The organism is Acetobacterium sp., assembly GCF_041752335.1.
GTDB lineage: Bacteria > Bacillota > Clostridia > Eubacteriales > Eubacteriaceae > Acetobacterium.
Map to the genome: position 1 here is coordinate 1 of NZ_JBGSHG010000117.1, position 14,361 is coordinate 14,361.

The 14,361-nt window shown below is 42.8% G+C and carries 17 protein-coding genes and 2 rRNA genes; all 19 read right to left on the reverse strand.

Going from position 1 to position 14,361, the window contains the following annotated elements:
* Positions 1-82: ribosomal RNA gene (locus ACEW8F_RS14005) — 16S ribosomal RNA — on the reverse strand; the annotation flags it as partial.
* 637 nt (positions 83-719) lie between these two features.
* Complete coding sequence (locus ACEW8F_RS14010; RefSeq protein ID WP_373484085.1) at positions 720-1,031, reverse strand: hypothetical protein; 312 nt, start codon at positions 1,029-1,031, stop codon at positions 720-722.
* Between the two features lie 82 nt (positions 1,032-1,113).
* Positions 1,114-1,929 (reverse strand): DUF6597 domain-containing transcriptional factor, encoded by an 816-nt coding sequence (locus ACEW8F_RS14015; RefSeq protein WP_373484086.1) that lies wholly within the window; start codon positions 1,927-1,929, stop codon positions 1,114-1,116.
* Between the two features lie 68 nt (positions 1,930-1,997).
* Positions 1,998-2,840: a pirin family protein gene (locus tag ACEW8F_RS14020; RefSeq protein ID WP_373484087.1), complete on the reverse strand. Its 843-nt coding sequence runs from the start codon at positions 2,838-2,840 to the stop codon at positions 1,998-2,000.
* 283 nt (positions 2,841-3,123) lie between these two features.
* Positions 3,124-3,240, reverse strand: a 5S ribosomal RNA gene (gene rrf, locus ACEW8F_RS14025).
* A 241-nt stretch (positions 3,241-3,481) separates the two neighbouring features.
* Positions 3,482-4,282 (reverse strand): hypothetical protein, encoded by an 801-nt coding sequence (locus tag ACEW8F_RS14030; protein ID WP_373484088.1) that lies wholly within the window; start codon positions 4,280-4,282, stop codon positions 3,482-3,484.
* A 57-nt stretch (positions 4,283-4,339) separates the two neighbouring features.
* Positions 4,340-5,059 (reverse strand): UPF0489 family protein, encoded by a 720-nt coding sequence (locus tag ACEW8F_RS14035; RefSeq protein ID WP_373484089.1) that lies wholly within the window; start codon positions 5,057-5,059, stop codon positions 4,340-4,342.
* Between the two features lie 33 nt (positions 5,060-5,092).
* On the reverse strand, positions 5,093-5,686 hold the full coding sequence (locus tag ACEW8F_RS14040) for a TatD family nuclease-associated radical SAM protein (protein WP_373484090.1): 594 nt from the start codon (positions 5,684-5,686) through the stop codon (positions 5,093-5,095).
* Positions 5,687-5,863: 177 nt separating this feature from the next.
* Positions 5,864-6,001 carry a hypothetical protein gene (locus ACEW8F_RS14045; RefSeq protein ID WP_373484091.1) on the reverse strand — a complete coding sequence of 46 codons (138 nt, stop codon included), beginning with the start codon at positions 5,999-6,001 and terminating at the stop codon, positions 5,864-5,866.
* 36 nt (positions 6,002-6,037) lie between these two features.
* Complete coding sequence (locus ACEW8F_RS14050; RefSeq protein ID WP_304885853.1) at positions 6,038-6,238, reverse strand: hypothetical protein; 201 nt, start codon at positions 6,236-6,238, stop codon at positions 6,038-6,040.
* Between the two features lie 105 nt (positions 6,239-6,343).
* Positions 6,344-6,715, reverse strand: coding sequence for an arsenate reductase family protein (locus tag ACEW8F_RS14055; RefSeq protein ID WP_373484092.1), 372 nt, complete (start codon positions 6,713-6,715; stop codon positions 6,344-6,346).
* 34 nt (positions 6,716-6,749) lie between these two features.
* On the reverse strand, positions 6,750-8,234 hold the full coding sequence (locus ACEW8F_RS14060) for an arylsulfotransferase family protein (protein WP_373484093.1): 1,485 nt from the start codon (positions 8,232-8,234) through the stop codon (positions 6,750-6,752).
* Positions 8,235-8,488: 254 nt separating this feature from the next.
* On the reverse strand, positions 8,489-9,469 hold the full coding sequence (locus ACEW8F_RS14065) for a lipoate--protein ligase (protein ID WP_373484094.1): 981 nt from the start codon (positions 9,467-9,469) through the stop codon (positions 8,489-8,491).
* On the reverse strand, positions 9,469-10,323 hold the full coding sequence (gene lipA, locus ACEW8F_RS14070; protein WP_373484095.1) for a lipoyl synthase: 855 nt from the start codon (positions 10,321-10,323) through the stop codon (positions 9,469-9,471). The genes ACEW8F_RS14065 and lipA overlap by 1 nt, the downstream gene beginning before the upstream one ends.
* Positions 10,324-10,336: 13 nt before the next feature.
* Positions 10,337-10,576 carry a biotin/lipoyl-containing protein gene (locus ACEW8F_RS14075; RefSeq protein WP_373484096.1) on the reverse strand — a complete coding sequence of 80 codons (240 nt, stop codon included), beginning with the start codon at positions 10,574-10,576 and terminating at the stop codon, positions 10,337-10,339.
* A gap of 23 nt (positions 10,577-10,599) precedes the next feature.
* Positions 10,600-11,583, reverse strand: a complete 984-nt coding sequence (locus ACEW8F_RS14080) for a biotin/lipoate A/B protein ligase family protein (protein ID WP_373484097.1) — start codon at positions 11,581-11,583, stop codon at positions 10,600-10,602.
* A 357-nt stretch (positions 11,584-11,940) separates the two neighbouring features.
* Positions 11,941-12,675, reverse strand: a complete 735-nt coding sequence (locus ACEW8F_RS14085) for an ABC transporter permease (RefSeq protein WP_373484098.1) — start codon at positions 12,673-12,675, stop codon at positions 11,941-11,943.
* Between the two features lie 3 nt (positions 12,676-12,678).
* Positions 12,679-13,431 (reverse strand): ABC transporter permease, encoded by a 753-nt coding sequence (locus ACEW8F_RS14090; RefSeq protein ID WP_373484099.1) that lies wholly within the window; start codon positions 13,429-13,431, stop codon positions 12,679-12,681.
* The gene (locus ACEW8F_RS14095) at positions 13,428-14,342 is read right to left on the reverse strand and encodes an ABC transporter ATP-binding protein (protein WP_373484100.1); all 915 of its coding nucleotides are present in this window, start codon (positions 14,340-14,342) and stop codon (positions 13,428-13,430) included. Before ACEW8F_RS14095 ends, ACEW8F_RS14090 begins: the two co-directional genes overlap by 4 nt.
* Positions 14,343-14,361: the final 19 nt, after the last annotated feature.

The following is a 14,361-nucleotide window of genomic DNA, read 5'->3' on the forward strand; positions in this document are numbered from 1 at the left end:
CTTCCATCTCGTCTCGTTCGACTTGCATGTGTTAAGCATACCGCCAGCGTTCGTCCTGAGCCAGGATCAAACTCTCAATAAAAGTTTGTATTTAAAGCCGTTAGGCTTTTAAATGCTGTCTCATGAATAACTGTGTTTTATACTCTACCGAGTGCACTTTATCCTCTGCCGAGCTGATGTTTTAAAGAGTGCATCTCTCTGTTTCTATTTTAGCCTCGTTCATCCTCGCGGATGTTTCGGCTGTTTTACAGGTTTTATGGTACTATTCTCTTTTCTATGACCGCCGCCCTGCAATCGTTTCCGACTGAAGAAGCTTTTCTATTATATCGTTATTCCTTCATGATGTCAAGCTGTTTTTTGAAATTCTTTTATCTTGACGAATGCAAGTTCATTTCAATGTTTCAGCTGTGTGTGCGCCGCCTCTGTTACGAGACAACTTCATTAGTATACGCTCTTTCGCCCTCCCTGTCAACGCTTTTTTGAAAGTTTTTTGATTTCTTTTTTTACGGCATATCTTTCTTTACAAACCAGCGTTCCGACCTCAATTTCAAACCTCAATTTCAAGATGAACCAGCCTTCGATATTTTAGTGTAGATGATCAGATCTGACCCTGATCATCTACATCCAAATATAACCGACAAATTTTCTAAACCTGTTTATGTCAGCATTTAATCGTTCATGCGAATAATTCGATCTTTTACAATACCGTCACCGCCTGGCTATTGATCCAAGCTCCATGTCTGAATCTGGTTATAGATGATCATTTTTACACTTTTGGGATCTAACGCATTTCTAAAATTTTCGGTAACACTTGCTTCAAACATTTCTCGCGACGCATTTTTAAGCTCCACCATTGATGACCAATGCTGAATCATTACCCATTCATCCTTCTTTTCGTCAAACATCAGCTCCGAATCAATGTAACCAGGCTTTTTGGCATGGAACTCCACCTCCAGTTCATTTACCCATTTGACAAAATCCTCTTTCACAACACCTTCAGCCGTTTTCATTCGCACTATCTCAGTCATCATTTTTATAAAAAACCTCCATATCAATTTCTTTCATTATAAAAGAAACATCCGATGGAGATATTGTATAAAATCGACAGCTGTTTTAAAAAAATGAATAGCGGCTATGTTCTTTTATTGTCAGCCCTTCTTTATTAAACTTTCCTGGCGTCGTCCCGGAAAATTCTTGAAACTCTTTGATGAAATGAGCTTGATCGTAATAGCCACTATCACAGGCAAGTTCCACAAATGAATTTTCTTCATTATATATCAGCTGTTTACTTGCCGACTGGAACCGTCCGATCCGAATAAGTGTTTTCGGGGTATATCCTGCGTATTTCAGACACTGTCGTTCCAGTGTTTTAATATTCAAACCATTCTTTTCACAAAAATGATTAATTGACTGCTCTTTATTTTCGCTGCAAAAGCGTCGAATCAGGTCGATGTTTTTCATTTCGACAGAGCTTTGATCCAATAATAGCAGCAGTGCTTTTTCGATCGCATTAACGACTTCGCTGGTCTCCTTTGCATCTTGAACCGCAACTTCCAGCTTTTGAGCAAACCGTTTATCCACCAGTTCCAAATCATTCAGTTGATTGCTAAATTCCAGCATTGGCACCTTTAAGAAGGGATACAAGCCAAATGGATAGAACGAAATGCCAAACACCCTTATTTTCCCTGCTTGGATAATAAAACCCGGTTTGTTGCGCGTTCCATTAAAATGAACAGTACCGGCACGATACCTTTGTTTTTCAATTTGATAGTCTATTTTATCAGAAAGGTTAATAATTACGTCAATACTATCGGTTGGCAATAATTTGTGATTCAAGCTGACATTTGATACGGTTTCCAAATACCAGATAAATTTAACCCAGGGCTTAAGTCGTTCTGATTTAATTGCGTATCTTACAATCTGCAGCATTGTTCGTTCTCCCTATTTTTAACCAGCATAACAAGCTACTTAGAAAATATCAATCTTATCTTCACCATTTACAATTGTGGCAACTGTTTAATAAAACTGCCGTCTTCCAAATCAGCAAAGGCTTGTTTTAATTCAGCTTCCGTGTTCATCACGATGGGGCCGCCCCAGGCTACGGGTTCATTTAGCGGCGGTGCCGAAAACACGGCGAAACGAAGCGGCTTTTCATCAGCCGTTATTTCAATATATTCACCTTCGCTAAACAGCAGCGCCGATTTCTCTTTATAAATGGTTCCCGCCACTGCACCTTGACCTTCAATTAGAAATGCAAACACGGTTTCTCCTTTGGCGGTTGGAATTTTAACCGATTTTCCTGGTTCAACGGCCACATCTAAAATCATCGCCTGGATGTGATGGGGCTCAGCCCCTTTTACGTCCTCGTAAGCTCCGGATATAACACCAACGTTAAACCCTTCACATTTATATGTCGGAATATTTTCTTTTCTGATCTCAAAATACTTGGGTTTTGTCATTTTTTCTGACTTGGGCAAATTCAGCCATAACTGGAAACCCAGCATTCTTTCACAAGCCTGGGGCATCTCTTGATGAAGAATCCCACTTCCTCCAGTCATCCATTGGGAGCAGCCGGATTCAATGGCACCCTTATTCCCCAAGCTGTCCTGATGTTCGATCAGCCCTTCGACTAGATAGGTAACCGTTTCGATTCCCCGATGGGGATGCATGGGAAATCCTTTGATGTAATCCTGGGGATTTTCAGAATCAAAGGAATCCAGCATCAGGAAGGGGTCAAATGCTTTTACGGTTGAATGCGACAAGACCCGGGTCAGATGAACCCCGGCTCCATCGACTGCCTTAATCCCCTGAACGACCTGGATAACTTTTCTTTCTTTCATAAAAATGCCTTCTTTCTTTTTCTTCTTTTTTTGCATTTATTTATTAGAATTATACCATGTATGGCGTTATTTAAACGTGTTTTGGAATAATTCTATCTATTCAGCGATGGTCTAGATAGCATTACTGCCGTTAAATGAAGCCGTGCAACTCCGTCTCCGTTTCACTGCGCCTGCGTTTGGGGCTTCGCCCCATAAAAAAATACAGATATAAACATTGATTTTCAAGTAAACTTGAATCAATATTTATATCTGTATTTTTTTGCACGGCTTCATTTAAATAAAAGTCCCGCAACGTCCTATCCTCCCAGGCAGTCACCCACCAAGTACTTTCGGCGCTGGAAGACTTTACTTCTGTGTTCGGTATGGGAACAGGTGTGGCCCTTCCGCCATCGTCGCGAGACTAGTTTAGCTTTGTTTTAGGCGATTGAAAATCGTCTGAAACGAATAGGTTCAATGGAGCGTTAGCGGTTGAACCGGCTAAACTGTCCATCAATTGTTGTAAAAATCATCCAATTATTCTTGAAAGGTTTTTACAGCAATTGATGTTCCTTATCCCTACTTGCTATGTATATTCAGTTTTTATTTATTTCAACTTCTTTATTATACGTCGTCCTATTTCGTTTGTCAATCTTTTTTTGATTTTATTTTTCCATCAATTCTTGGATCAATGTCTGCGCTTTTAAAACACTCTTTTCCACCTCAAACGAATTGTCGGCTCTGAAAATACACTGGGTTTGTCCAGCTTCATCCTGATAGGCAACGACCAGCTTATTTTTCTTTTCTTTTTCGCAATCTGTTTTATCCTTTTTTAGTTCGTCTTTGAAGCAGATCATCCGCCAGGCCTGGTTTTGTTCAATATCAAACGCCGAAGCAATGGTCACGGATTTTATGTCCAGAAATGGAACCGTAAATTTGGGACCCATTACAACAAAGTCAATTCCTGCTTCATGAATTTCCAGGGTTCCTTTAATGGACTTTTCAAAACCTTTATAACCACCCAGATAGCTGGCCATAATGGACATTTTTACATCGGAAGTATTTTTACCCCAGGAAAACAGCTTCTTTTTCATTTTTGGTCGTTGATCGTTTTCGCTACTTTCCAGTTGCAGTTCCGCACCACCTGTTTTTTCTTTATCAAGATATCCGTAGATGACACTTATATTCTTCTTGTTCGTACCGCGATCATTCGTTTGTACGTTTGAAATTAGTTCAGACCGAACGCTGACTTCTGTCTTCTGGTCATCAACAATTTTAAGCCTAACCGTAATCCGCTGGCCATTGGCAGCAAAAACAATTTTTGTATGGAGAACGATCAGACTTCCTTCTTTATCCGCGATATGGTTTCTTAATTCATATCTACTGGCATCAAAAGCCAACAAGCGTTCTTCACATTGCTCTTTTGACAGATTAACGACTCTGGTTTCTTCACTGTGTTTTCCCATATGTCTATCTCCCATTATCATAATTGCTTTTCTGCGTAAAGCTGTCCTCTTAATCATCTATTTGCGAATAATTTTTCCCAGCAGTTCGATGAGTTTTTCTTCGCAGCTATCAATCGTAAATTCATCCGTTCTTAAAAAATCAAAATAAGTTTTTGAACGGGCTACTGTAATGATCTGGGCCTGCTTGACCAAATCTGCAAAAATGCTGTTTTGATCGAGATCCAGCTCGAAATTCTCCGGGTGCAAAAAATAGTCCAGATCAATATCAAGGATTAGTTCCTCGGAACCGATCTTTTCCAATGGCAGTTCAATGCTTTTAAACATGACGTCTTCAAGCCTTCCAAATTGGCTTTCCGGAACCAGATAGTGACTGCCCCTTGAATAAGCATGTTTTTCCATGCAATTAATCATGTGGTAATCCCTAAGATAGCCTAATTCCATGGCAGTGTTGATATGCTCATCATTTCGCATCTGATCCATGGTCATGCGCACACTGTTTAAATTGAGGGGGACCAGGGAAGCCATCATTCTTTTCTGAAATTTTTCCACCAATTCAGCTTCCCGTTCGGGATCGATAGCCATGGCTTTTTGATAGGCCCACAGCCAGAAAGGCGGGTTGGTATCCGGATGATAATCTATACTTACCAGCACCATTGGTTGTTTTTGAGTTTGGAACAAGGTTCCCCAGACCAGCAGAACATATTGATGATCGTCCACGACCCAAATGTCTTTACCACCAATACTCAAGCCGCGGGGATTTAAATTGCTGTTACTCATATCAGAATCGATTCCCCCAGCCACCAATCGTCTTTAATCAATATATTCACGGATCCGCAATTCTGCTCCTACCGATTGACTGATTCTGCGACAGGCTTCCTGATCCTCGATCGGCAGTATATCCACAATGGTTAAGACTACCTTGGTATATCTTCCCGCCAGTCGGGCAAACTCCAATAGCTCTTCATAGGCATCTTCAAAGACAGGACGACATAATTCATCGTATTCACTTTTATTTTTAGCATTTAAGCTGATCGATACCACATCAATGGTATCTTTTAAAAGAGGGGTCATATCTTTTTTAAAGATCAGGTTTCCATGACCGTTTGTATTTAGCCGAATTGGGATGGCATGGCTTTTTTTTACCTCTTTGGCAACAGCACAGATTTCATCCAAACGATAGGTTGGTTCTCCATATCCACAAAAAACCAATTCATCATAGTGATCCAAATCCCGTTTTAAGATATCTTCTTGTATTTCTTCCTGAGTTGGTTCTTTCTCCAGCCAGAGATCGTCAACTCCATTGATTGTCGGTTCATCTTTTCTTACGCAAAACGTACAGGCGTTGCTACATCGATTCGTTATGTTCACATATAAAGATTTCCCTAATTCATAGGTAATCGTCATTTTATTTTCCTCCAGGAATTGTTTATCTTTTATTTTTTCGCTGATCGGTTGTCTTCGTCAATACTTATGAAGCTTTCAGATATGCGGTCAAATTTTACTATTCACTCATTGCTTTCAAACAAATCGTATAAAAAGTTATCAACATTTTACCATATCTAATCACGATGTCACGTTAAATCATGATTTTCTATGAATATCTCTAATTATTCCTCTTGTCATTTGGAAATATTTAAGCTTTCTTCCTGATCCATCTACTAAAATCTCTAGTGCTTCGACCAATAAAAAAGCACATCTCCCAATCGTTTCTGCTGGCAAATATGCTTCCTTATGTTCTTTATTAGTTTGTTTTTTTTAAAATACCGGTCCGACAAGCTTTAAGTCACAGCCTTCACATTCCCAGTCAAGCCCAACACCGTTCATTTTACCGCCGCATTGAGGACAGATACCGATTCCGCTTTTGGGATAGGTATATTCAGTCAGTTCCATTTCAACTATTTCCACCACATCAGTCTCCGGTTGTTTTTTAAATTTTTCAATGGTTTTTCGTGACATTTAACTTTCTCCTTTGTATTCGATTAATAATCCTTTTTTCATTATAGACCATCACTGCTGCGCTTACAAATCATTTATAGGAAAAAATAACGGCCACTTTGGGGATTAATCCTGCTTATCGCTCAATAATGCCTCTTTCCACTGCTTTTCTTTAAAGCCGACGAGGACAGTATCGGCCAAAATAACCAGCGGCCGCTTCACCAACATACCATTGGTGGCCAACACTTCCGCCATCTGATCCGGGGTCATTGTTTTAACCTTATCTTTTAACGCCATATCCCGATAAACCAGACCGCTGGTATTAAAGAACTTTTTAGCGTCACCCTGATAAAGATTCATCCATGTGACCAGTTCATCTTTTTGAGGATGCTTCTCGACAATATGCCGTTCTTCCACATCGATTTTGTTTTCTGCCAGAAACTTTTTCGCTTTCTGACAGGTTGAACATTTAGGGTAGCATAAAAATAATGGCTTCATGTTTAGCCTCGATTCCCTTATTTAAACATTTTATCTATTTGAACTTTTGAACCCGGTCATTGGCCACGCCCTGTGGCAAGGTAACTTCCAGAAGTTTTTTTCCGGTATTGAAATCTATTTCGGAAATTGCCACGTTGCCATCCTTGAGCTGGCCCCAGCCAATGCTGTAAACTTCGATGTTGTCCCCAATTTTCTGGGCACTGCCGTAAACCAGCGATGTTTTTCCCGGCACCTTATATTCCTGATATCCCAGTATTTTTTTATTGACTTCATCCAGTTTTATCTTCATGATTCGGGTTTGACCAGTGCTAGTGGCATTGTCAAATACGGTTAATTCCCCCTCGGCGGTGATCGCCAAATCGCTTTGACCCGAGGTTTTTTGTTCTGGTGACATCCCAAATTCATCACTGTTGCCGGATAATTTCCAGATAATCTCCCGGGTTTCCCGATCAATTTTCATGATCGTATTCATATTACCAAAGGATACGATCAGATTTTCATCAGCAGGATCTAGGATCATCCGGTTCAATCCGACGTAATCGGGGCTCTGGCTGGTGGTATTGCTGTAATCATGGTCATTGACGCTCAGTCCATAAAATTCCGGATGGGAATCAGTAGTAAATTCAAAAACTACCTGATCATCTTTTACTTCCTGAATCAGGTTGCGGACCACCTTTACTCCCATCGTGTTGGCGCCCAAACCGTCCGGTACATTCTGAACCAACACCAATTGGGAAGCTTCGACAATATAATGGTTATCATCAATTAAGATGAAATCCCGGCCATCGATCGGATCTCCCGCTTTTGTCCGATCACTTTGAGCCAGGGTAATAACATCTATTTCCTGATACCGATCATCCAGGATCACCCGTTCGCCGACGGCATAACCAATACCGTTGCTGTTGCCATATACCCGTTGATAGCTGTAACGGATGGTACCATTTTCATAAACGTGCTTTTTGAAATCCCGATAAGATTCGCCGTTGGATGCTTCCGGTGATTTGGCAATGTAAAAAACAACTTCGCCCTGATTATTCAGTTCGTATAAGGCCGCCCCTCCGGTTGCCACTGCGGCAAAGTAATTTCCTTCGTAACTGCTTGCTCCGGCCGGAATAATTTCCGGCAGCCGGGATGACAGGGTTCTCAGATAAATCACCCGCTCATCCTTTTCGTTGCCCACCTGAATTTTTATCAGTTCGCTGGACGAAAGCTCATCTAACTTTAAATCAATGGTTGTCCCGGCGCCGATGCCCTTGCCGTTTATTTTAACAGTGGCACCAACCTCATTGAGTAATTTTATTTTATTTTCAGTGACACTGCTCAAACTCACCGCATCGTACACTGCATCGTTTTCTGAAAGCGGCAGCTCCACATTAAATCCGTTAATTTCAAAGCTCAGGGTTTTGTCTGACATCAGGGTATTATCCCGCCCTGAGTAGGCCAGCGTGCAACTGACTAAAATGATCAACAGCACCGCCGCACTGATTGATACAATAAGAAATTTTCTTGAACTATCCATAAATTTGTCTCCTTCTGATCCCTAATCACGTCAATGTCATTTTTGTAAATACGCCTTTGTATTTTTAACATCGAAATAATTTTATCACAGCTTCTTTAATTTTTCATATGACCTTACTTTGACTTTCTTCAATGAATGAACGATCCACTCATCAGACTATTGTAACGTATTCCCGTAAAAAGGTAAAGGCCGGAAATTTTCCCTTAATTTTTGGTATGAAAAAACCCCATCAATGATGCGATGGGGCATGACTTTTAACAGATAATATCGGCCAGTTCGTCAACATTGATCTGGTAAAATCCCTGTTTGATACCACCGGCTGCGATGGCTTTTTTGATACTTTCTTTTTCGTAGGCAATGCCAATCAGGGCATCACATAAAACCTTGATATCCATAGTTCCAAAAAAATCACCGTAGATCGTGCAGTCAATTATTTTACCATTGTTCACATCCAGTTTAAATTCCATTTTTCCGCCGTCAAACCGTCCGGTTCTGGTAATGTTAAACTTGGGTGATTTTCCATAATTCCATTCCCAGCTTGCGAATTTTTCTCTGGCAATGACGTTGATCCGATCAAGATCGGCAGCCGTCAGTTTATATTCCGCCTTGGAACCCTGCATGATGCTCTCCACCATCAGTTTTCTAAACGTATCGGTATCGATCGGCTTTGTCAAGTGCTCTGAAATATTGGTCACCCGTTCCTTAACCGATTTAATGCCTTTGGAAATGATTTTATAGTCATCTACCGTCAGACATTTGACCATCTGTTCAAAATCAGTATTGAATAACAGCGAGCCATGATGGAGGGTATATCCGTTTAGCATACACTGAGCGTTGCCAGAGAACTTTTTGCCATCAATGACTAGATCATTGCGACTGTTGAATTCAGCCGGAACATCCAGTTTTTTCAAACCTTCAATCACTGGCCCGATGTACTTATTGAAATCGATGGTTTCCGCCAGGCCTCTGGTGATAAAACTAAACTGCCAGCCCCCCATGTCGGTGTAGATGGTACCGCCGCCGGTGATGCGCCGCACCACCTTGATCCCATTTTTTTTAGCATAGTCTTCGTTAATTTCTTCAATGGTGTTCTGGTACTTGCCAATCATCAGGGTTGGCTCAGTTCGCCAGAAAATAAAAACTTGATCCTCCGGCAGCTGTTTTTCGGTAATAAGGTAGTATTCCAATGCGAAATTAAAAAACGGATCGGTGGAGTTGTTTTCGATATAAATCATTAGCTTTTTCCTCCTTCAAGCGCTTCTTCCGCCCGGTAGGAGCTGCGCACCAGGGGACTGCTGGCAATATAGTGAAAGCCTTTTGCTTCCCCAATTTTCTTGTATTCTGCAAACTTTTCCGGGGTCACATAAGCTTTGACGGCAATATGTTTTGGCGATGGCTGCAGATACTGACCAATGGTAAAAATATCGCAGCCAACTTTTAAGCTGTCATCCATGACCTTAAAAACCTGTTCATCGGTCTCTCCCAGACCGACCATAATCCCAGTTTTTGTTTTGATATGAGGGGCCTTTGTTTTAACATACTGAATCACGTGCATCGATCGATCATAGTCAGCCTCAGGCCGAACCTCCGGGTAAAGCTCCCGGACAGTTTCGACATTATGATTAATCACATCGGGATTGGCGGCAATAACAATATCCAGATGTTTTTCAACCCCTTGTAGATCAGGAATCAGCACTTCTATCGAAACCCCAGGATTTAATACCCGCACGGCGTTGATGGTATCAGCAAAGTGTTTGGCTCCGCCATCCTCGAGATCATCCCGGGTGACACTGGTAATCACCACATGTTTTAAATCCAGCTCTTTTACGGCCTCTGCCAGATGCTGGGGCTCTTTGGGATCAACCGCTTCCACCACCCCACTGGAGACATTACAGAAGCGGCAGTGACGGGTGCAAATACTGCCTAAGATCATAAAGGTAGCAGTACGTTTTTTATAGCACTCCCCCAGATTGGGGCAATTAGCTTCTTTGCAGACGGTATTCAGTTTCAGTTTGGCCATCAACCCAGTGACTTCTTCCACGGCCTCTTTATTGTAGCTGACCTTTAACCATTCTGGTTTCTTTTCCATTTTGTCCCCTTAATCAATCACATTTAATGACAGCAATGATTTCATCGACCTTAATTTCATCGCCAGCTTCAAAAAAGACTTCTTCCAAGACGCCAGATTCCATACTTTCGACCTCGCTGACCACCTTTTCAGTTTCGATTTCAAAAAGCACCTCGCCCTTTTTTACCACGTCGCCAGCTTCTTTGTTCCAAGCTGCCAACACCCCAGTTTCCATTTGTTCGCTTAATTTTGGCATTTGAATGTTCTTTTTCATCTTAATCTCCTCGATTGTGTATTTTAAAGAAAACAATTAGTTAGTTTATCTATCTTTATTTGCGCTGCTTTATTAAACCTGGTTTCTTCCAGTTTATATAAAACTTCTTCATAACCATATCTGGCACCGGCAAGATTCTCCATTAGTTCAGTATTGACCAAACCATCAACCATCACTTGACACTTGGTAATTCGGCCTTTAATAATTTCCAGCTTAACATCAAACTGTATTTTGATTCCTTTCAAACTTTGAACCGCACTGTCTTTTTCAAATGAAAACTTCGGCGATTGACCATAGTTCCATTCCCACTGGGAATATTTTTCATCCACCAGGGTCTGGATGGCTTGAATATCTTCCTCCGTCAGACTTACCTTCTCAAATCCGTCCGGTAACAGTTTCTCGAGTAATGTGTCCTTAAACGCCGCCATTGTCATCGATTGATCAGTCATATGTTTTTTGATATTCGTAACCTCACTTCTAACCGATTTAACCGACTTCGAGGTGATTTTTCCGGCGGTAGTTTTCAGCAGATTTTTAAGCAGGCTAAGATCCGCATTATACAGCAGGGTGCCATGATGAAGAATTCTTCCCTTTTTGACCGTTTGGGCAGACCCGGATATTTTCTGTTCTCCAATGGCAATATCACTGGTTCTTCTTTTTACTGCCGGTATTCCCATCTCATTTAGTGCCTTGATCACCGGGGTCAAAAACTGATCATAATCGGCAAACCCATCGCCCTCACGATTACTGATAAACGAGTAGTTAAGATTCTGCTCATCGTGAAAGACCGTCCCCCCACCGGTGTTTCGTCTAGCCACTTGTATCCCTGATTCCGCCACGGCGGCTAAATTGATTTCCTCAAAAATATTCTGGTGTTTTCCCAAGACGATGCTGTTATGGTTTTTCCATAATAGCAGATATTCAGTGTCAACATAGTTCTTAAACAAGTATTCTTCCATCGCAAGGTTAAAATAAACGTCTGTATTAGTGCTGTCAAAAACCTTCACCCTCAGTCTCCTGTCTTCTAAATTCTATCATCTGCTTTTCTAAAATATAACTTTAATTTTACCTGAGCGCGGCCTGATCGTCTACTCTAATTTAATCATCTTTCTGACCTTTAAATGAAACCCAACAGCTTAACCGGGTTTGATCATCTTAAATAACAGGTAAATCTTCCTTTTAAAACATTCTGGAAGAAGTTCATTCCCTGGGACTAACGCTCTGTGGGGTCTGCAAACCACCAAACTAAAACAGTAAAAAATCATCAAGGCCAGTATTTAGCGCTGGTTATCTCCGCTAAACACTGGCCTATTTTTTTGCTTTGCTTTTTGCGGTTCTTTTACTTTATGTTTGAACTCAGTAAATTAACCCGTTACCACATCCCGCCGTTTTAACCAGGTGATGGCAAATAGACAAAAACCAGCGATAAAAACAGCACAGGCGATCAGAAAGGAAATTTCGCCCACCGACATCGGTGCCGCCGGATCGTTGGCTCGCATACCCAGGGTGATTAGCGCATAGGGAAAGTAGAGGCCATAGCCTTGCGACAACAGGGCCAACCCGGCAATCCCGCCCATCAGAGCAATCCCCACCGGCACCGCAAAGCTGCGAATCACCAGTGATAGACAAAGCTGCAGCGCGCATACCACCATGCCGCCCAACGCGCCAAACAACAGCCAGACTGGTAACTCCGGCGGGATCGGTCCCGCCAGCCCCGCCAGGAATCCGGAAAGGATAAACAGTATTCCAATCCAGAGCTGGGTTAGCATCACCATCAACCAACCTATTATCAGTTTAGCCATAAATAACTGCGTGATCGGAACCGGGGCGGTCATCACCGCATTCCAATTATGATTGGCATGTTCCAGCCGCAAAAGATAGGACGCGTAGATCCCAATCAATACTGGCAGAAAAAAATAACAGGCAAACAACGTATGCTGGGTCCACAGGCTGTACCACTGATTCTCCAGCATGCCCAGATTGTTGAGATAATTAAAGGTTCCCATAAAGGCCGGAATAACGGGAATCAGTAAAAAAGCCAGCCACACCGGGCTATGGCGCATCTTGATTATTTCTGCTTTTAAAACACGTTTAAGCATTGCTTAGACCTCCCTTCTGACAAAAAAAGTCCGGCCGATGCCGTAAATCAGCACAAAGAAAACTAAAATCAAACCGAGCCCTGACCAATCAATGGCCGTCCAGTAGAAGTCTGCCGCCCGGGTGGTCTCATCCCAATTCATGCCAACCTGCATCAGCACCCCATAATAGCTCCACAAAATCAGCTTTTGAAAACCCTGGGGGAAAAACATACTAAATAAACCGATAAAACCACCAACGAGTCCCAGGGTCATCGGCACCATCTGATTGGCAACGAGCATCGAGACCCCCTGTTGAAAGACGTAAATGGTCAGACTCACCGCCAGGGTAAAAAACAGATAACTCGCCAGAGCGCCCCAGGGCACTGGTCCACCAAAATGCAGAACGAAACCCATGCCGATCATAATGGCCAGTTGTCCCAAAGCGGCGCCAAGCATATAGATACTGCCCCAGATAAACTTGGCAGCAAAGATCCGCGGGGCCGGAATAATGGTTTCCAGTAGCTTAAAGGTTTGACCCTTATGCTCCACATCGCTCAGACGCGAAGCGACTACCGCAGCGATTACCGGCATGATGATGCAGTTGAGCATCGGAAACTGGTAGAGAAAAAACATCCAGCCCTGGACCAGATCATTGGCATCCTTGTTGGAAATAGCCCAGCCCGCCCAGAGCAGCTGAACCGCCATCATCACCGCCACCACCAGCCAGATCTTGCGGCCCTTTGTTTTTAAGACCTCCATCCCGATTGCGGCGCTCATAAACTCACCGCCGTTCCCGTCAGCTCCAGGAAAATATCCTCCAGGCTTTTTTTTCGTTCTTCAATCCGAACCAGGCCAATATTATTCTGTCCCAGCGCCTTACTGATTTCGGCTATCATCGTATCTTTCATCTGCGGGATGATCAGATAATCATCCTCGGCTTCCCAGGCCACGCCGTTTCGACTAAGAAATGATTTGGTCACCTCATTATTCATGGTTCGCACCGCCAGGTGCTGTTTACTGTACTGATGCAGCTTGGTCAGGCTGTCCTGGTAAACCAGTTCTCCTTCGCGAATGATCCCCACCCGGGTGGCCAGCTGATCAATTTCGCTTAAGAGGTGGCTGGAGACCACCACGGTCATGCCAAATTTTTGCGGCAGCGACTGAATCAGTTCCCGCATTTCCTGAATCCCGGCCGGATCCAGCCCATTGGTGGGTTCATCCAGAATCAGCAGCTTGGGATAGCCCAACAACGCACTGGCCAACCCCAACCGCTGTTTCATCCCCAGTGAATACTGGCTGACTTTTTTGTTCTGCTGATTCTCCAGCCGGACTATTTTTAGAACTTCGGCAATGTTTTGTTTGGGTACTCCCCGCAGCGTTTGAAAGATCCGTAGGTTTTCCTCTCCGGTTAGATGCCCGTAATAGCTGGGAGACTCAATCAGCGAACCGACATTTTTAAGATTTTCCAGACGGTTTTTGCTGTTGACCCGTTTTCCAAAAACCGTGATCTCCCCTTCTGTGGGCTTTGCCAACCCCAGAATCATCTTCAGTGTCGTCGATTTTCCGGCGCCGTTGGGCCCCAGAAATCCATAAATCGCCCCTTCCGGCACCGACAGATCGACATCCTTGACCCGATAAACATTTCCGTATTGTTTACTGAGACCCTCAGTCTCGATAATATTGCTCATAATCACGCACTCCTTCTTT